Origin of the sequence: Deminuibacter soli (genome assembly GCF_003412455.1) — a bacterium.
Taxonomy (GTDB): Bacteria; Bacteroidota; Bacteroidia; order Chitinophagales; family Chitinophagaceae; genus Deminuibacter; species Deminuibacter soli.
Genome location: NZ_QTJU01000005.1, coordinates 303138 through 321217 on the forward strand (window position 1 = coordinate 303138; position 18080 = coordinate 321217).

The 18080-nt window shown below is 47.6% G+C and carries 14 protein-coding genes; 5 read left to right on the forward strand and 9 right to left on the reverse strand.

Annotated elements, in window-relative coordinates; all coding sequences use genetic code 11:
- Positions 1-164 precede the first annotated feature (164 nt).
- Positions 165-578: a ribosomal maturation YjgA family protein gene (locus DXN05_RS15695; RefSeq protein ID WP_158559273.1), complete on the forward strand. Its 414-nt coding sequence runs from the start codon at positions 165-167 to the stop codon at positions 576-578.
- A 24-nt stretch (positions 579-602) separates the two neighbouring features.
- Here DXN05_RS15695 and DXN05_RS15700 read toward each other — a convergent pair whose 3' ends face one another.
- The 4 genes from DXN05_RS15700 to DXN05_RS15715 form a co-directional block, all read right to left on the reverse strand.
- Positions 603-1613, reverse strand: coding sequence for a c-type cytochrome (locus DXN05_RS15700; protein WP_211330068.1), 1011 nt, complete (start codon positions 1611-1613; stop codon positions 603-605).
- Positions 1614-1640: 27 nt separating this feature from the next.
- Entirely contained in the window at positions 1641-3071 is a 1431-nt protein-coding gene (locus DXN05_RS15705) for an aryl-sulfate sulfotransferase (protein WP_116848218.1), read from the reverse strand.
- Positions 3072-3156: 85 nt separating this feature from the next.
- Positions 3157-4677: a RagB/SusD family nutrient uptake outer membrane protein gene (locus tag DXN05_RS15710; RefSeq protein WP_211330069.1), complete on the reverse strand. Its 1521-nt coding sequence runs from the start codon at positions 4675-4677 to the stop codon at positions 3157-3159.
- Positions 4678-4694: 17 nt separating this feature from the next.
- Complete coding sequence (locus tag DXN05_RS15715; RefSeq protein WP_116848220.1) at positions 4695-7757, reverse strand: SusC/RagA family TonB-linked outer membrane protein; 3063 nt, start codon at positions 7755-7757, stop codon at positions 4695-4697.
- Positions 7758-8080: 323 nt separating this feature from the next.
- Between DXN05_RS15715 and DXN05_RS15720 the strand changes: the two genes are divergently transcribed.
- Positions 8081-8929, forward strand: coding sequence for an aldo/keto reductase (locus DXN05_RS15720; protein WP_116848221.1), 849 nt, complete (start codon positions 8081-8083; stop codon positions 8927-8929).
- A gap of 65 nt (positions 8930-8994) precedes the next feature.
- On the opposite strand, the gene DXN05_RS15725 is transcribed toward DXN05_RS15720, so the two are convergent.
- Positions 8995-9420, reverse strand: coding sequence for a hypothetical protein (locus DXN05_RS15725; RefSeq protein WP_116848222.1), 426 nt, complete (start codon positions 9418-9420; stop codon positions 8995-8997).
- A 391-nt stretch (positions 9421-9811) separates the two neighbouring features.
- On the opposite strand from DXN05_RS15725, the gene DXN05_RS15735 reads away from it, so the two are divergent.
- A complete protein-coding gene (locus DXN05_RS15735) occupies positions 9812-10792 on the forward strand; it encodes a glycosyltransferase family 9 protein (RefSeq protein WP_116848224.1) in 981 nt (326 codons plus the stop codon).
- A 248-nt stretch (positions 10793-11040) separates the two neighbouring features.
- Here the strand turns inward: DXN05_RS15735 and DXN05_RS15740 are convergent, their stop codons facing one another.
- Entirely contained in the window at positions 11041-12540 is a 1500-nt protein-coding gene (locus tag DXN05_RS15740; RefSeq protein ID WP_116848225.1) for a sensor histidine kinase, read from the reverse strand.
- Between the two features lie 598 nt (positions 12541-13138).
- The gene (locus DXN05_RS15745) at positions 13139-14056 is read right to left on the reverse strand and encodes a hypothetical protein (RefSeq protein WP_116848226.1); all 918 of its coding nucleotides are present in this window, start codon (positions 14054-14056) and stop codon (positions 13139-13141) included.
- 424 nt (positions 14057-14480) lie between these two features.
- Between DXN05_RS15745 and DXN05_RS24720 the strand changes: the two genes are divergently transcribed.
- Complete coding sequence (locus DXN05_RS24720; protein ID WP_158559274.1) at positions 14481-14639, forward strand: hypothetical protein; 159 nt, start codon at positions 14481-14483, stop codon at positions 14637-14639.
- A gap of 586 nt (positions 14640-15225) precedes the next feature.
- Here the strand turns inward: DXN05_RS24720 and DXN05_RS15750 are convergent.
- Both DXN05_RS15750 and DXN05_RS15755 read right to left on the reverse strand, forming a co-directional pair.
- Positions 15226-15699: a hypothetical protein gene (locus tag DXN05_RS15750; RefSeq protein ID WP_116848227.1), complete on the reverse strand. Its 474-nt coding sequence runs from the start codon at positions 15697-15699 to the stop codon at positions 15226-15228.
- A 3-nt stretch (positions 15700-15702) separates the two neighbouring features.
- Positions 15703-16656, reverse strand: coding sequence for a heme-binding domain-containing protein (locus DXN05_RS15755; RefSeq protein WP_116848228.1), 954 nt, complete (start codon positions 16654-16656; stop codon positions 15703-15705).
- Between the two features lie 229 nt (positions 16657-16885).
- On the opposite strand from DXN05_RS15755, the gene DXN05_RS15760 reads away from it, so the two are divergent.
- Entirely contained in the window at positions 16886-17893 is a 1008-nt protein-coding gene (locus tag DXN05_RS15760; RefSeq protein ID WP_116848229.1) for a transglutaminase domain-containing protein, read from the forward strand.
- The last annotated feature ends 187 nt before the right edge of the window (positions 17894-18080 follow it).

Here is an 18080-nt window from a genome sequence, read left to right on the forward strand (position 1 = left end):
CACAGCCATAGGCAAGTAAACAGCTGTTTTATTCACTATTGACTATTCACTATTCACCCAAATAGACCTCACGCTATTTCAGCCAATATCAGCTGGCCTGCATGATAAATAGCCAGTTAATTATTATGTATCTAACCTTTATATTTAAACGCCCGATCCCTGTTATGAAGCAAAAAAGACGCTGGTTATACACCGTATTGATATTACTTAATATCCCGCTTGGCCTGGCCACCCGCTGGGCTCCCCAATACTTTTCCCCGCTGGTGCAGGAATATGGCGGTGATGTATTTTCCGCAACCTGTATTTTCTTTGGCATCCGTTTCCTGTATCCGCTGAAACCCCTGCTGCGTATTGCCCTAATCAGCTATATCGTTTGCATTTGTATTGAACTGCAGCAATTATACCAGGCAGCCTGGATCGTAAAACTGCGCCATACATTTCCCTTTGGCATCATTCTCGGCTTCGGCTTTAAATGGAGCGACTGTGTATGTTATGCAGTAGGTGTTGTTATCGCCCTGCCCATTGCCTGGCTGTGTGAACAACTGTTCCGCAACAAAGCCACCGGTGTTCAACCATAAAGCCCATCCAGCTATCAAACCATCTTAATAGACCGCCTTCATGCCTTTGGCTTTCCATGAATCAACTACCGGCTTGTACGGACCGAATTTGTGCTGTTCTACAGAAAAGCTGTCCACAAATGGCGGGTGGTCATAATCCACCGGCTTTTCTGCTGCCACCGGGTAATCAAAACTTTTCACACCCGGGCGGGTATGCTGCTTGTCATCATTTACAAAGGCAGCAATATCGAGGGCTTCTGCATCCGTCAGGAAGGGTTTATCGTGTGTAGCTTTATCATACGGCATATTCGCTTTCAACCATTGCGCCTGTTTAATAACGCGGTGCATGCTGGAGCCGGGCTGGTATGCATTGGCACCCCATAACGGCGGATAAGTATACGTACCATTGTCTGCCGTCAGCTGCCCCTGTCCCTCTGTGCCGTGGCAACGGCTGCAGTACGTGCTGTACAAGGCTTTGCCGTTAACAGGGTTGGCCGCGGTGTCGGGGAAATGCACATCCAGGTTTTTCTCTCCTTTAAAATGACTGCCCTTTGGTGCAAAGCTATTGATCCATTTCAGGTAACTCAGAAAGGCAATCATCTCCTTACTATCCAGCGGCAGCGGTTTACCGTTGTGCGGGCGCATTACGCAGTTGTTCACGCGCTCAGCCAGGGTTAATACCTTGCCCTCCCGCGCACGGTACTGCGGGTAGTTTTCGTGTGAGGCAACCAGGTTAAATGCATAGGGCTTGGTGCCTGCATCCTGGTGGCAGTTGGTACAGTTCATCTTGTTGCCGAGGTATTGACCGTTTATCCCGTTCGGACCAATATAATACGCGGTGCGCAGCATCAGCTCACGGCCATAACGTACCGATTCGCCAAACTTATCATGGGGTATGGCCAGTGTGTCTACCAGTACCGGCTGCTCTTCTGCAGGCGCTTCTTTTACAACAGTGCCCGCATTTTTTTCCGCAGCCCCCGAAAGGCAGGATGCCATAATCGCTGCTGCTGTTACAGCCGCCATCCCTGTTATCACTGCATACTGTTTCCATTTCATACGCGATTGCTTAAGTAGTCAAAAAAATTAACGGCCAATATACGGGCGCACCTGCTCCGGGTGTAAAAAGTTAACCCGGTACGGTGAACCGCCTGCTTTCAAAGCCCATAAAAAGCGGCCCTGCAAATTGGTAAGCGCCGCCACATTGCGTTTTGAGCAACATTGCAGCACCGCAGTATCGTTTACCAGGTAAGCGCTGCCCATGCGTTCGCTGTACATATCCGGCGGCAGCAATACCTGCATGGCAAGCGTTGCCTTTTTGTTCTGTGCATCGAGGGTAAAGGCCAGCGTGCGCGAACGTTGTTTGCTGGTACCATTGTCAAACAGCATTAATGCACCATGGCTGTTCAGGTGAATGGCATGGCTGTTATCAAATACACTGCCTTCAGGCATGGCAAACTCACCGCCTTTCCCGAATTTCCAGATGACCTTGCCGGTATGGGCATCAATTTTCCAGATCTGCCCGTTGTTATAAAACGAAAGCAGGTAGTTGCCATCTGTATCCAGGCAAAGACTGTTGGCATGCATCCAGTCATTGCGGTCTTTTACAATCGACGCATCATCCAGCGGGTTCAGGGCATCGAATACAGACCATTTCCACACCGCATTACCCTTTTTATCCAGTACAATAATGCCATCGCTTTTCACGGTATCTGCCTTGCTGCCACCGCGTGCAGATAAATCCAGGATGCGTTCATCCGCACAAATGGTGACTACCTGGTTATGGTTGTTGAGCAGAATTTCGTGGTGAATGGTTTGCTGCAAACCTGCCTCTCCTTTCTTTAAATGAAACACCGTATCACCCGCCAGCGAGAGTTCCAGTATTTCATTGCCATAACTGGTTTGATAAGCTGCTGTACCCAATATCGCAAGTATGGTATTGTTTTGGGTGAATGTGGCTGTTTTAAAACCGGTGCCGTTTACCTGGTGGTACCAGTGCAGATCACCGTTGTAGTCGATGATAGATAAAATGCCCGGCGCATCGCGTTTGTACAATAGCATGTAGCCGTTTTTAAACGCGGCCGGCAACACACTGGTATCCGGGCAAACCACTGAATACATATCCTTCAGCCATAATGGTGCACCCGGTGAAGTAAAAGTGTACTCCTTACTCACAGCACTGCAGCCATCCTTAGCAGTTACAATACGAAAAACATAAGGCTGCCTGAACTGCAGGTTGGTTAATACCAGTTTATGCGCAGTGCCCTGTTTGGATACCGGTGTTGCAAACCAGTCACCGGTACTGTTCTGCAGGCGGTATTCAATGTGCACATCGGCAGCTGCGCTGGTGGTTACTTTTACCTGCACTTTCAATGCATTGTTGCCTGCCTCATCTATACGGATACCGGTTACCAGGTGTGCACAGTCATTACCGCAGCCTGCGGCTGCGGCCACCACCGCCAGCAGGGTTAACCCTGCTATCCATCTGCGCATTACTGTGCTCATTTTTCTCTTCATGCAATACCTGCTTAAAAAATGAAGCGCGCTGCCGTATAACTGCTATAACGGCAACGCTGCATCATTCATCATCATAAAACCTATTTTACAAACGTCCGCTATTGTCAAGGTTGGGGTTCAAATCAACCTGGGTTTGCGGGTATGGAAAGTATTTGTGCTTGGGCATGCTGATCACGGGTTGTTTGCCTACTGCATTGAGGTAGGTGTTTACCACATCCTGGTACTTGTTCATGCGGATAAGGTCCTGCCTGCGTTTACATTCAAAGAACAGCTCCCAGCTGCGTTCCTGTAAAATAGCATCACGCAGGGTTTCTTTGGTGTAGGTGCCGGCTGCAGTAAGCGGTGTGGCATGTGAGCGGTTTTTAACGCTGTTGATAAGGCCGATGCTTTCATCATTGGGGCCATTCAATTCGTTTAATGCTTCGGCCCTGCACAGCAGTATGTCGGCATAACGCAGAATGGGAATACCGTGGCCATCATAGTAGGTTTTTGAACCGGCGGGATCTGCATATTTTTTGGTGGCAACATCGGGCAGGTAATACGCACCTTCAGGCGGATTGATTACACCGGCAGGCGCCTGCATGTAATGCAGTCCGTCTGATCCCTGGTAATCGTAAAAGAACATTTCGCGGCGGTCATCATTTTTAGCATAGCTGTTCCAGAAGTACCAGGATACCGCGTAATACTGCCAGCGGTCGGTTACCACGGGGTTGTTCAGCGGACCGAAATGGTTCATCAGCTCTGTACCGTCGTTTAATGCATCGGCCAGCGCGCTGAAGATAAATTCCTTACACCACTTGTTGCTTTCTGCAAACAAACCGGCATAGGTAGGGAACAATTCATACTGATTGAGATCAGCGATCTGTTTGGTTAAATCAACCACACCCTGCCAGTTATGCTGGCGCATGTACAGTTTGGTTAACAGCGACAGCGCTGCGCCTTTGGTGGCGCGGCCCACATCGTTGGTAGGATATATAGCGTTGTTTACATAGTTTACCGGCAAATGGGCTGCGGCAAACTGCAGGTCTTCGGTAATAAATTTCTCGATCTCTTCTATTGTAGATGTTTTGGGCTGTGAGCTGTACGAAGGGCTGCCGATGTTTTGTTCGGTCATCAGTATGACCGGGCCAAAGGCATCAGTGAGATCCATGTAACCAATGGCACGCAGGAAACGCAGCTCACTCATAAACTGGTCTTTCTCCGCATCGGTAATGGTAGTCATTTTACCGAGGTAATACATGGCCGTATTGGCGTCGGATACCAGTTTGTATTGGTGCTGCCACGCAAAGTTGAGGTACTTGTTATTGGTAGACCACTGGCAGTCTGACAACAGGGAGATGTCGCCAGACTGGCTGGAATGTCCAATATCAGTGGTAAAATCGGAAATAGTCATCTGGAAACCCGCGTAGTATTGATAAGAATCGCCTATACCGCTCGGTTGTTTCAAACGTGAATACACACCGTTTACGGCAGCAACTGCATCATCCTTTTTTTGAAAAGCATCCGTATCTGAAAGGGAACTGTATAAAGTAGGCTCTACCCATTTTTTGCACGATACACCTGTTGTAAGCAAGGCCACCGGCAGTATATAATTGATCAGTTTCATGATAGTCATTTAATGCGTTAGAAATTGATTTTGGCTCCGAATGTGTAAGAACGGAAAGGCGGGTAGGCATTGAAATCAAGACCTGATGACAGGTTACCCGTACCGCTGCCTGATGTACCCTGCGGATCGTTGTAAGAATACTTCACATTGGTGTTTACTTCAGGATCGGTGCCTGTATATTTGGTTACCGTAAACAGGTTTTGTACGGTGGCATATACTTTTATGTTCTTGATTTTGCCACCCAACCAGGTGTTCTGCAAAGGCAGGTTATAACCAAGCGTAATGGTTTTGCAACGCAGGTAGCTGGCATTCTCTACAAAACGGGAGTTGATATAACCGCCATACTTGGTAGTGAAATAACCGTTCCTGGGCACATCTGTATTTTCATTTTGTGGTGTCCAGCGTTTCAGCGCATCTGTACCGGTATAGGTTTCCAGCAGCAGGCGGTTCATGTTGTACAGGTTATAATCCAACGCCCCCTGGAAGAAGATGCTCAGCTCAATGCCTTTGTAACTGAAATCGTTGCTGAGGCCATACACATAATGCGGGTTGGCATTACCCAGGTACTGGCGGTCTTTCGCGGTAATTAAACCGTCACCATCCAGGTCGCGGTATTTGGGATCACCTGGTTTTGAATCAGGCTGCGCCGTATACTTTTCACCTGATTTTATTACACCATCATACACATAACCATACAGCATGCTCAGCTCCTGTCCCACTTCCAGCTTGGTGAAATCGGCTGCGGGTACAGAACCATCCGGGTTGGCTGTTTGGGTGATGATGCTTTTGCTGGCTGCGAGGTTTAACGCACGCTGTTTGTTCCACGCAATGTTGAATGTGGTATTCCAGCGGAAGTTTTTGTTGCTGATGTTTTCGCTGTTCACATACAGCTCCAGGCCCTTGTTCTCGATAGCGCCTGCATTGGCTGTTTGTGTGCTGAAACCCCACCATTGACCAATCGGCAGATCCATCAGCAGCTTCGATGTTTTCTTGCGGTAGTAGTCAACCGTTACGTTGATCTTGTTTTTCGCAAAACCCATGTCTACACCAAGGTCGAGCTGTGAAGTGCTTTCCCACTGCAGATCAGGATTGGCTGCACGGGTAATTACCGTTCCGTTGTACGCATCTGATCCCTGGCCCAGCGATACGTTCGACGGACCAAAGGTGGCCATGTAGATATACGTAGGAATGCGGTCGTTACCGGTAATGCCATAACTGCCTCTTACTTTAAGGGTAGAGAACAGGTTCAGGTGCTTGATAAAGTCCTCATCACTCATACGCCATGCCAGTGAACCCGCGGGAAAATAACCATAGCGGTTATTGGCACCGAATTTAGAAGAGCCGTCAGCACGCAGTGAGAAGGTGGCCAGGTATTTATCTGCAAACGAATAGTTCAAACGCCCGTAGAAAGAAGCTACCGGCACTTCTACCCTTGAGCTGCTGGCGCCAATGCGTTCTGCAGCAGCATCCAGCCTGTTGTACAGGTATTCATCCGTAGGAAATTTCTGTACCTGTGTATAGTGTATCTGTGTAATATCTTTCTGACGCGATACACCGGCCAGTATGCTCAGTGAATGTTTGCCGGCGAATTTTGCTTTATAGTTTGCGTAAGCTTCCCACAGCGTAGTGGTGCCCGATACATCGTTTACACTTGCCTGGCCTTTTACTTTTGAACCCGAGATAAGTGTGGTAGGCAAATACGTGCCTTCTTTGGTAGCCGTGTTTTCAGCGCCTGCATTGAGGTGCAGGTTTAAACCGGGTAACACTTCATAGTCTGCAAAAAAGCTTGCGGTAATCCTGTTGATAAAACGGTCGTTGGTAGGCGCCAGCAACCAGGCAATCGGGTTGTCGCGGCCTTTGCGGGTAGCATAGGTGCCATCTGCATTGTATACCGGTATAGAAGGCGAGGTAAAGTAAATGCCATACAGCGCGTTGCTCGGAACAATGTTGCCATCGTAGGTTTTATACTGTGAGTAAGTATGTGCGCCATATACGTTGCCGCCGATCTTGAATTTTTTACCGTACGATTTATCAAAGTTCAAACGGCCCGAGTAACGCGTGAAGTCTGTTTTTTTCAATGCACCATCCTGCGAAAAGTAGTTGCCGGATAAAGCGATATGACTGTCTTCACTGCCGCCGCTTAAGCTGATGTTGTGATCCTGCACTTTTGCATCGCGCGTGGCCAGTGCAAACCAGTCCGTATTGGTATTGCTTGCCAGCTCTGTAGCAGAAAACTCGGGCGGGTTGCCATTCTCCACTGCTTTGGCATTGGTGGTTTTCATGTAATCCTGCGCATTCATCAGCGTCGGTTTGTTGTACACTTTCTGTACACCATAGTAACCATCGTACTGCACTACGGGCTTGCCTGTTTTACCGCGTTTGGTGGTAATCAGCACAACACCATTGGCGCCTCTTGCACCATAAATAGCGGTGGCAGACGCATCTTTCAGAATCTGGATATCATCAATATCGTTGGGGTTGATGTCTTTTCCTGAAGAAGAGATGAAACCATCTACCACGTACAGCGGTTCGTTGGTTGATTTAATGGAGTTACCTCCCCTGATGCGGATAACGGTTTCGCCACCCGGTGCTGAATTGGTTTGACTTACCTGTACACCTGCAGCGCGGCCCTGTATGGCCTGTGCGGCGTTGGAGGTAACACCGCCAAGATTCATCTGGTCGCTCGAGATGGAACTGATGGAGCTGGAGAGGTCTTTCTTTTTGGCCGTACCATAACCCACCACCACTACTTCATCAAGTTTTTTCGCATTGTCCTGCAGGGTAACAGCAACATCTTCACCGGCTGTGGCGCTCACTTCCTGGTCTGCAAAACCAACGGAGCTGATCTGCAGCACAGCCTTTTTCTGGTTAATGGATTTAATTACGAAATGACCTTCCGCATCGGTCACGGCTACTGCACGTGAACCTTTTACATGAACGGAAGCGTTGGGTACACCTGCACCCTTTGCATCTTTAACGGTACCGCTTATTTGCGCAGCATTTGTCTGGGCCTGTACTACTATATGCAGCAGCAACAGCACGCAAGTGAACAACAGAACAGCAAGGTTGGCTTTTTTCATCGTACTAGTTTTGGCTGGTAGAAAACACGCCACAGCAGCAACCCGGGTTCATAGCAAGGAAGCAGGTTTTCTTATCTGTGTTGTGTGTGCTATAAAAATAGAGGGCTTTGCCGAGATAAAATTTCGCGCCAGGCTTACCTATAACAGAAAGCCATTACACAAACGTTTGCGTAGAACAAGGCAAACGTTTGTGTAAATTTTCATGAAGAATACCTGGGAGCAGGAAAACTTGCCGGATGGTTCGATGATTTGATGGCTTGAACTATTGAACCATCGCCGAACCATCCTCTCCCGCACGTTGTTATTTCAACAAAACAAATGATATGGCAGCAACTATTCAACAGCAGCATATTTACAAAATCAACGGTGACCTCGCCGTTAACCGGCTCGGGTACGGTGGCATGCAATTGACTGGTCCGGGTGTATGGGGTGATGTGGCTGACCGCGACAATGCGAAAAAAGTGTTGCAGGCAGCCGTGGCAGCGGGCGTAAATTTTATTGATACGGCAGAAGCATACGGACCGAAATTTAATGAAGCACTGATTGCCGAAGCATTGTACCCGTATAAAGAAGACCTGGTCATTGCCACAAAGGGCGGCTTTGGCAGATCAGGTCCCAATAAATGGACACCCAACGGAAACCCCGCCTTCATTACCGAAAACATTGAAGGCAGTTTGCAAAGACTGAAAACAGACCGCATTGACCTGTGGCAACTGCACCGGTTCGACCCCAATGTACCTGTGGAAGAAACACTGGCCCCCGTAACAGCGGCTGTAAAAGCAGGCAAAATACGTTACGTAGGCCTGTCTGAAGTAACCATTGAACAAATTGAGCAGGCAGCTAAAATAGTCCCCATTGTTTCCGTGCAAAACCTGTATAACCTGGGCAATAGGCAATGGGAAAACATTGTAGACTACACCGCTTCAAAAGGTATGGCCTTTATTCCCTGGTTTCCGCTGGCGTCCGGGCCAGAGAGCATGGCCGGTAAAATAGGCGCTATTGCCAAAGCCCACAATGCAACAACAGCACAAATTGCACTGGCCTGGCTGCTGAAACGGTCTGCCAATATCCTGCTGATACCCGGCACCAGCTCGGTAAAACACCTGCAGGAAAATATGGACGCCGCGGGAATTGAATTAACTGACGAAGAGTTTGATGCGTTATCGCAGTAGTTAAGCTGCAAGAAATAGTAAAAGGCCGTCTTTTGGACGGCCTTTTTTATACAACACTTGATTGACTAACTAATCAGTTTGTCGTGCCTGAACAGGTATGGAATAAGGAACATCGCCAACCCGCCGATAATGGTTTGTGTGCCAATAACCAGTACCCTGAATTCAGCGGGAATATCGGCTTCTACTGAACGGCGCAGCGCAATGCCAAAGTATATAATAACAATGGTTACAATAAGCACCAGTATCCGGTACAGGGTGATGCCGCTTTTCATGTTGTGCGCCAGCCAGTAAAACACTATACCGCAGGCAATACACAATAGTATGGAACCGAATGAGATAACAGTTGCATCTATCACATTAAAATTATAGAACTTGGTAATGGCGCGGTAAATAAATACAAAGATAAGATTGGAAAATGCGGCTATAATTCCCGCAAACAAACCGCCGAGCAGGCTTCTCGACAAATCGCTTTGAACATATTCGTATTTCATATGAGCTAGATTTACAATTGAATCGGTTGAAATACCTATGCAGGCAAATACCTTGTAAACCAGGCTAAAAATCAATTCCGTAAAGAACTATTATTGTTGCTGCAATCGATGAACATTCTCTGCATCCTAAATGTACAAAAAATTACGTTGATTGTTTAAAAGTTTACCGGCAGCGCAAGAAGGCTGTGTTAAAAAGCCTGGAAGGGTTACAAGCCGTAGTGTTGATTTTTTTACTGCGCAGCAGTGTAAGTTTTCCCCAGTACAACTGGCTTTAATGCCCGGTACGCCTGTAACGGCGCCCTGCACAGTATTTGAACTATGCCAATTGATAGAAACACAGGGCTGTTGCAATAATGCAATTGCCAACACACAAAGCTTAAAGTAGTAACTTATGAAACCCGTGTTACCAGATATCCGGAAGATTGCGGTTTTCAGGGCAGTGCAGCCTGGCGCCATGCTTTGCAGCATACCTGCCGTGCGTGCGTTACGCAATACTTACCCGCAGGCGCACATTACCCTGGTATCCATGCCCTGGGCTGCCACTTTATTACAGCGCTTCCCCGAATATTTTGACGATTTTATTGCCTTGCCCGGCATTCCCATGAACAAAGAAAATTTTGAAGATTTTGCTGCACACATGCGGTTCGAAAACTTCGACCTGTTACTGCAATTGCAGGACAACAGCGCTATCATCAATACCCTCATGTTTCAGCTGGGTGCCAGGCATGTAGCCGGTTTTTCGCACGACGAGGGCCTGGTTGATTCCGGCATGTTCATCAACTACCCCGATCATGCCCCGGAAATACTGCGGCAACTGGCATTGGTAAACGCGCTTGGTATAGATACACAAGGCAGCAGCATGGAATTCCCCGTACTACCCGGCGATAAACAGGAAGTAAACCGGTTGCTGTTACCTGTGTATGAAAAAAGCTATGTAGTGATACACCCGTCTGCCGATCAATGGCCGCCCGCCTATTTCGGGATGCTGGCCGATTACTGTATTGAACAGGGTTACACGCTGATTATTACCGGTGCCAAAGACGATCAGCCGCTGATACGTGAAATACGCAAATGTATTCATCACCCCGTGATTGACCTTACCGGACAGCTAAGCACTGGCGCACTGGGCTGGCTGATACGCAATGCCTTTCTCTTCATAACCAACAGTACCGACATCACACAATTGGCCGCAGCAACAGCCACCCCATCGCTCACCATTTCCCTGCGCCACGATACTTATAAATGGGCACCGCTTAACCGTAAGCTGCACAAAACCATCGACTGGAATAACGACACACACATAGAAACCGTATTCACCCTGGCAGTAAGCCTTATGCAACAACAGCAATCGTTGCTGAGAAAAACAGGATAATACAATTTGAAAATTTGAAAGTGTGCTGATTTGAAAATGGGAATACAATAGCCTGCTGGTTGAATGCCCCTGCCCGTGGCTGTGTCCCCACAGCCGCGGGCGAAAAAAGTGGTCTCTTTAATCTCCGCTTAGATCTTCGCTCAGTTCTCCACTATCGTTCTTTGCTCCGATCACGGATTCGCTAAGATAGTCTCGACTGTCGATTCTCGATTCTCGAATAACACTCCCTCCGACTGACGATTCACAATTCAATTCACCAACACCGGCGCCGGCACCTCTGCCGCAAAACGGATGCTGAAAGTGCTGCCCTGGTTGGGTTTGCTGGTAACACTAATGCTGCCACCCATCGCTTCCACCTGGCTCTTGGTAATAAAGAGGCCCAGGCCCTTTGCATCAGCATTGCCATGAAACGTCTGGTACATGCCGAAAATGCGGTCACCCACCGCGTTCATATCAAAGCCCTGCCCGTTGTCACTAACATCAAGCAGCACCTCACCGCCGAAACGGCGCGCGGATACATCAATGACCAGCGGCACCTGCAGCCGGCGGTACTTCAGCGCGTTAGACAACAGGTTCAGCAGAATACTCTCGAGGTACGCGGGGTTGTAATAAATCTCCACATCCGGTGCAATGCGCAATATCACCTGCGCGTGATCGCTGTCTATTTCCGGTTGCAGCAGCTCGATGGTCTTTTGCGCATAGGCGCGCAGCGGCAGCATGTAACGCAGCTTGTCTTCCTGGTTTTGAATGGCTACAATATCTGCGAGATTGTTAATGGTTTCGGTGAGCTGTGCAGAAATACGTTTCAACCGCAGCAGCAATGCTTCTTTCTTTTCCTCTTTATTGGTTTGCCCGATGAGTTCCAGCAGCATGTTTAAATGGTTGGAATGCGCACGCAGGTTATGCGATACAATGTTCGCAAAATTGTACAGGCGTTTGTTCTGTTTGCTGATGATATCCAGGCTATCCTGCAGCTGCTGTTTCTTTTCCTTGGTGCGTGTAATGTCAATCACCTGCGATACATAGCAGTCGGGGTGCGGCCTGATGGTTTGCGACAGGGAAACGGTTAAAATAGCCCATACCAGGCTGCCGTTTTTATGGATATATCTTTTTTCTATCTGGTAGGTATCAATTTTTCCCAGCTGCAGGGTTTCAAACATCGCGAGATCGCGTGGCAGGTCTTCAGGATAGCTGATCTGCTGGAAACTCATATCAGACAGCTCTTCGCGCGTATACCCGAGCATATCGCAGAGCGAATCGTTCACCAGCAAAAACCGGCCATTGGGCAGCACCAATGCCATACCGATGGCTGAATGTTTCAATGCGCTGCGAAAGGTTTCTTCTGTGTACATGGCATGCTCGCGCAGTTGTGCATTCAGTGCATCAATCTGTTTTTGCTGCTCAATCAGGTCTTCCACATCGGTAATTACCACCAAACGTGCATCTGTGCCTTCATAGTCAAGCCGGGTAGAACTTATTTTAACATGAAACACATTGCCTGTGGCATCGCGGTGCAGCCACAACGAAGGCTTTGTGGTGCCGGAATATTTAATCTCTTTTATTTTTTCGTTGAGCTGATCATACGTATCTGTGGGACGTATATCGTACAGTGACATTTGCAGGAACTGCGCTTCCGTGTATTTGTATTTTTCAATGGCAGCATTGTTTACCGCAAGAAAACGTAGCGATTGGTAATCATAAATCCACATTGGATTCGGGTTATTCCGGAAGAGAAAATCATCATTCATCGTTAGTCTTTTGGGCAATCAGGCGCAGCAAGGTGGCGGGCACCTTAGCAAATATAATTCATTGCATTGCCTGTTCAAACACCGTTTGTCAAATGTACCGGTTACAGCAACAGCCGCCGGCGCATTTTGTTGACAGCAGCTGGGACTGGTGAATATTGCTATGGCTTGAACTATTTTGTAAAAAATCAATCATTCCAGGTAATCCGGCACAGTAATTGCAACATATAAAATGTTTTTTAAGGGTTTAGGGTTGAAAAAAAGCCTATCCATTCCTGGAAAGGCTTTTCTTTTTTATATAAGTCCCAATATTTCTTCACCCCCACCCGGCACTTACAGCCATATCTTCCCCACCATCCGGTATTATTTTGTCCTGGCCAGCTTGAACACTGAAACAATAAAACTCATTTGAACCTTGTTTTTCCAACTTTGAACATCCAACATTAAACCTTCAACTATTCACCCAAATAACTTCAATGTTCCAACAGTCTGGTATGATTGTTGCAACATTAAAACTGTTTTTTAAGGGTTTAGGGTTGAAAAAAAGCCTGTCCATTCCTGGAAAGGCTTTTCTTTTTTATATACCCCTGAAAATAATCTCCTATTGCACCGTTGCACTGAACGACCCATTGGTTACAGCTACTGTTGTTGAACCCGCTGTTCCCCCGTTAACCGGCACTGCCGTTCCGGAAAATGTTCCGCTCACTATCCTGGTTGTACTGTTGTAGGTAAGTATGGTACTGATAACACCTTTGGTTGAAAAGGCAGCTATATATCCTGAGCCATTGGTCGGGTTAGACGCATCGCCCTTGCCAATGCTAAACAGGTTTATTTTACTGGCATCTGCTGTTGTATAGGTGCCGCTGGTAATTTTACTGCCCGGAGTAGCGATAGTGATAATAAAAGCAGAATCCATTGCAGCGTTGATGCCCGTAATCACCAGTCCCTTCTGCGCTGTTGCACCCGGGTAAGTTACATCTTCTATAGTGGCCACATTAATACTGCCGCTATACACCTTGTTATTCAGCGTAAACTGGTACTGGTTGGCGCCAACAGGGTTGGTAGTACCATTATCCCCGCCCAGGTTTTTACCCGTACTGTCCTGTACATCAATATCAAATACACAGGGCGCGGCTGTATCAAAGCTCACATTAAACAAAGTTGATTCGTGGGTGCTGAAAACACCGGTAGGAATTAAGCGGATAATATGAATACCTGTATCAGAGAAAATACCGCTGGCGCTGAAGGATACGCCATTGTTCACATCCGTGGCAACCGTATAGGAACCCGCCACCGTAACATTCACCGCAATTTCAACATAGTTGGAATCTTTTGCCTTAACCCCGTTGTAAAAAGTGCCGTATACTGCCTGGTTGAGGCAATTGCCATTCGCATCTTTCAGGGTGCCGTGGGCAGGCGGGCGTTTCCCGGTATCTACACTATGTTCTTTGCTGCAGGCAACAGCAACTACACACACAATCACCGAAAACAGGAGGATTCTCTGCAGAAACAGTTTCATTTGATTTTTTTAAAGATTTGGATTGTTCGTACGCAATGGCAACGATTGCAAAACCAGCACGGGCAAATCTAAAAAAAGACAAGCATATATCTCCCGCACAATCAACCTAAATTTTGCACCCGCCATCAATAGCACAGCTGCCAGCCCTCCTCCCTGCAAAAAAGCCTACCGCTCCCTGAAATAAACCTCCGCACCGGTCTCCGCCAGGTTTCACCTCAAACTTCAAACTTCAAACTTTAAACATTGAACTTCAAACATCCATCATGTAACGTAATTAACACCCCATTTACCTGTCAATCACCTAAATAAACCACCCAATGACCGATTCTTTGCCCTAAAAACACTGCCAGGGAACAAAATGAACAAGACTTAGTGTTCGCACTTTGATAAATTTACTATATTAGATATACCTAAACTTTTAAACATGTCTTTTATTCTGCAATCACTTGCTATTGCCGTGATCATTTTCACGTATTACCTGGTAGCTTCCTATGCTTTTCGCACCTGGAAGATGAACAAGAAACTGAAATCTTTCTCCCAAACCGCTGAGTTTGATGTTTTCCCGGACGAAAACTATAACTAGGCGCTGATCGCATTATTCTAACGCCAGGCTGTTTACTGCCTGAGATTGGTTTATTGAACTGTCAATACGCGTATTTATATTGACAAGCCACTTCTATTCCCAAAACTCCCGCGGGTTATTCATGCGCATCTCATGAGCTTCTCAACATGCGTAAATGGGGATCAACGTATCCCACATATTCCACATTTCTACAATTTGAAGATGGTCACGCACTGCAAGCCCTAAAACAGCTGCAAGCATCCAAGCTGCTGGCCTGTTGGGTTTAAGTCCCCGAAGGCGACAGTTATAATACGCGCTTAGTTCCCTCACGACTGACGACTGACGATTCACGAATAACGCTCGCTAAGACAGTCTCGACTGTCGATTCTCGATTCTCGCTGCCTTCTCACTCACGCCTCACCTGGTGCAAAAAAATAAGCCCTTCCAGGAATGGAAAGGCTTTTTTCAACCCTAAACCCTTAAAAAACGTTTCATTGTTTGCAAAGACCAGGCCAACTGGCTCCGCAAACGCATTCGTTATACTTTCTTTTGCAATTCATTCTTATTCAGATCTGTTTCAGCAAAGAACAAGCGAATACGGCTGTTATCATGGCATTACGGCCGGGCGCATTGACAAAATGCGTTCAATCCTTACCTGACGGGATGCCGTATCTTTTTCCGGCGTCAGGCTTTTTCCTGCATAACTGGCATAATTGTATGCAATTCCTGCATTGCCTGCTGCCACATGAATTATTTCCACCTGCCGCACACTGTCTGGTATACGACCGCCAAACCAGTTGGGATCATCCGTTTGCTGCCAGGTAACCAAAGCCAGTGTTTCACCGGCAATATGTGGCCTGCCGCGCCGTGCATTGTTTACCGCAGTATCGTTACCATATAACGTACTCATGGTGCCTTTTATTTTATCAACAGAAGTCGTGAGCACTTTCAGGTGCATGGCATTTATATTCAGCTCCGGTGCAAGCGATGCTTTTTCATTAAAGCCATCTACCGTATTGTTGTGGCCCCTGCACGATGCCAGCAACAGCAACACGGCAGCGGTGAGTATTTTTGCTTTCATACATCAGTGTTTAACGGGAAGTGTAAATACAAAATCATTGTCCTTTACCGGGCGGTGGCAATTCACACATTCGGTGGTAAACAGGGCATCTTTACCGTAAGGCACCAGCTTCATGGTTCTGAAACGCGCCCAGCCCCACCCCTTCGTACCGGCGTATTTCTTTGCATCCTTTATCATAAACTCTACCTGCTTAAAAGCACCGGTGTGTATGCTGCTGTCCCTATCGTTCAGCTGATCCCAGGCCACTTTGGCAAACACGGTACCATCAGGCCAGGGGCGCACATTGCTGTGCAGTGCTTGTATGGCCACATCATTGCCGAGTATTACGCGCATGGTGCCATTATCAAAACGCTCGGTGGTGCTTACTGCCTGCCAGTTTTTATAGTCAGGTATAAAAGCGACCCCATTGGCAGCAACCGGTGCCTGCTGCACGCCTGCTGAATCTTTATACCATTGCTGCAGCTGCGTATCTGCATCGTGCGTTTTAGCTGAATCAACATGTATATGCGGTGCAAGTGAGGTTACATAACTTTTCAGCACCTGCAATTCCCTGGGTGAAATTTTCGCACTGCCATGTACAGCAGTATAGCCGGGCAGCGGCATATCACCACTGATTACCTGGTTCACGCATTCCCACAGTTTGGCATTTTGCTCAGGCACAGTAAGGTTTTGCCACTGTGAAAAATTCAATGCTTTGCGGCCGTCTTTAATATGCCCGGCTACCAGCCAGTAAGCAGGCGCTACCTGATCGTACCAGCGCAGGTTGGCCTTGTTTGAATGGCAATCGTAACAGCCTTTTACAATAATGACTTTTACTTCGGGCGGCACCTCCAGCTCGCCATTGGCAGGCGGCGCTTCAATACCGGGCCGCACAAATTGCATGGCCAGCGCACCCGCCGCAATCAGCACTGCAACTATCGTTTTTTTGCTGTACCGCCTTTTGGTTGGTTGGGGCATATACTTAGGTTTACGTGATGGAAAACAATGCGTGTAAGCAGCAATAAAGTTACTCAGCAGTACCGGCTTTTCTAAGCACTTTTATACATAAATGGAGTACTTCCCGTGAGTGGTGATCGAACGGATTGCCTGTTTCGGCAAAAAATGCTTACATTACTGGTAACAAGCCGGCTGCTGCCGGGCGGGTATAATACCCGCTCAACCGGTGTATCATTCAGAAACTGTGTGTATGAAATGGAGTTTGCCTGTATTGCTTTGCTTAACCTGCCTTACTGTGCATGCGCAGCGGCATACGCATAAACACGATGCTGCCGTGGCACTTACCCCGGCCCTGCTGGCTGCAGAAGTTACCGCGGGCGATTCTACAGACAGGCAGAAGGTAAATTCAATTATGCAGTGGATTGCAGCCAATATTGCCTATAACCTGCGCACCAACTTACGCGCCACTTATACAGATAACAAGGAAACACCAGCAGATACCGGCAGCCTGAAACCATTGAACGACCGTGTGGCTGAAATGGTGCTGCAGCGCGGCATGGCAGTGTGTGAAGGTTATGCACGCCTGTTTGCTTCCCTCTGCAACTATGCAGGTGTGCAGAGTGAACTGGTGCGCGGTTATGCCAAAACAGGCCGCAACCGCTTCTTCCGCTCCAACCATACCTGGAATGCTGTGCTGATAGACAGCAGCTGGTACCTGCTGGATCCTACCTGGGCAAGTGGTTATATCAATTACCGCAATGAATTTGAGCCGCATTTTGACGATACGTATTTCCTTGCCTCACCACGTGCGTTTTTAATGGATCATTACCCTGAAGACCTGCGCTGGACACTGCTTGCAGAACCGCCTGCCTTAAAGGAATTTGACCGGAGCCCGTTTTGCACCACTGCTTTTGTGCAAATGCACGTGCAATCTGTTTTTCCTTCAACAGGCACTTTGTATGCCAGGCCGGGCGATACCCTCTATTTCAATATTCATACACTGGATACCCTGCATGGCAGTTTGTATGCAACAGACCGTGTATTGCTGCTGCCTGACAGTATTGCCAACACCGACAGCAGTATTCATACTACTACCCTTGCAACAGGCACCAATATTTTACACACCAGTTATGTAGTACCTACCAGCGGTGATGCACAATGGCTGAACCTTATATTCAGAGACGCGGTTGTATTGCGTTACAGGCTGCGCATAAAACCGGCAGCCACCCTGGCTGATCAATCAGCCGTCCGGCAGTAGCATCGCGAATCAAAGTCGTTTAGTTAAGCGTGCTTTATATTTTTACCGCAAAGAACACAAAGGGAACACCCACAAAGTTCACAAAGAAGCCCTTAACTAAATGACATTGAATCGTCAGTCGTGAGTGATCGTAGCCTTTGCGACTTTGCGCCCTTGCGATCTTTGAAACTTAGTATTACACCCAACA

What these genes read in the sequence shown, in the direction of transcription:
- DXN05_RS15695 (WP_158559273.1), top strand. Translation starts at nt 165, where the DNA reads ATGAAGCAAAAAAGACGCTGGTTATACACCGTATTGATATTACTTAAT.
- DXN05_RS15700 (WP_211330068.1), bottom strand. Translation starts at nt 1,613, where the DNA reads ATGAAATGGAAACAGTATGCAGTGATAACAGGGATGGCGGCTGTAACA.
- DXN05_RS15705 (WP_116848218.1), bottom strand. Translation starts at nt 3,071, where the DNA reads ATGAAGAGAAAAATGAGCACAGTAATGCGCAGATGGATAGCAGGGTTA.
- DXN05_RS15710 (WP_211330069.1), bottom strand. Translation starts at nt 4,677, where the DNA reads ATGAAACTGATCAATTATATACTGCCGGTGGCCTTGCTTACAACAGGT.
- DXN05_RS15715 (WP_116848220.1), bottom strand. Translation starts at nt 7,757, where the DNA reads ATGAAAAAAGCCAACCTTGCTGTTCTGTTGTTCACTTGCGTGCTGTTG.
- DXN05_RS15720 (WP_116848221.1), top strand. Translation starts at nt 8,081, where the DNA reads ATGGCAGCAACTATTCAACAGCAGCATATTTACAAAATCAACGGTGAC.
- DXN05_RS15725 (WP_116848222.1), bottom strand. Translation starts at nt 9,420, where the DNA reads ATGAAATACGAATATGTTCAAAGCGATTTGTCGAGAAGCCTGCTCGGC.
- DXN05_RS15735 (WP_116848224.1), top strand. Translation starts at nt 9,812, where the DNA reads ATGAAACCCGTGTTACCAGATATCCGGAAGATTGCGGTTTTCAGGGCA.
- DXN05_RS15740 (WP_116848225.1), bottom strand. Translation starts at nt 12,540, where the DNA reads ATGAATGATGATTTTCTCTTCCGGAATAACCCGAATCCAATGTGGATT.
- DXN05_RS15745 (WP_116848226.1), bottom strand. Translation starts at nt 14,056, where the DNA reads ATGAAACTGTTTCTGCAGAGAATCCTCCTGTTTTCGGTGATTGTGTGT.
- DXN05_RS24720 (WP_158559274.1), top strand. Translation starts at nt 14,481, where the DNA reads ATGTCTTTTATTCTGCAATCACTTGCTATTGCCGTGATCATTTTCACG.
- DXN05_RS15750 (WP_116848227.1), bottom strand. Translation starts at nt 15,699, where the DNA reads ATGAAAGCAAAAATACTCACCGCTGCCGTGTTGCTGTTGCTGGCATCG.
- DXN05_RS15755 (WP_116848228.1), bottom strand. Translation starts at nt 16,656, where the DNA reads ATGCCCCAACCAACCAAAAGGCGGTACAGCAAAAAAACGATAGTTGCA.
- DXN05_RS15760 (WP_116848229.1), top strand. Translation starts at nt 16,886, where the DNA reads ATGAAATGGAGTTTGCCTGTATTGCTTTGCTTAACCTGCCTTACTGTG.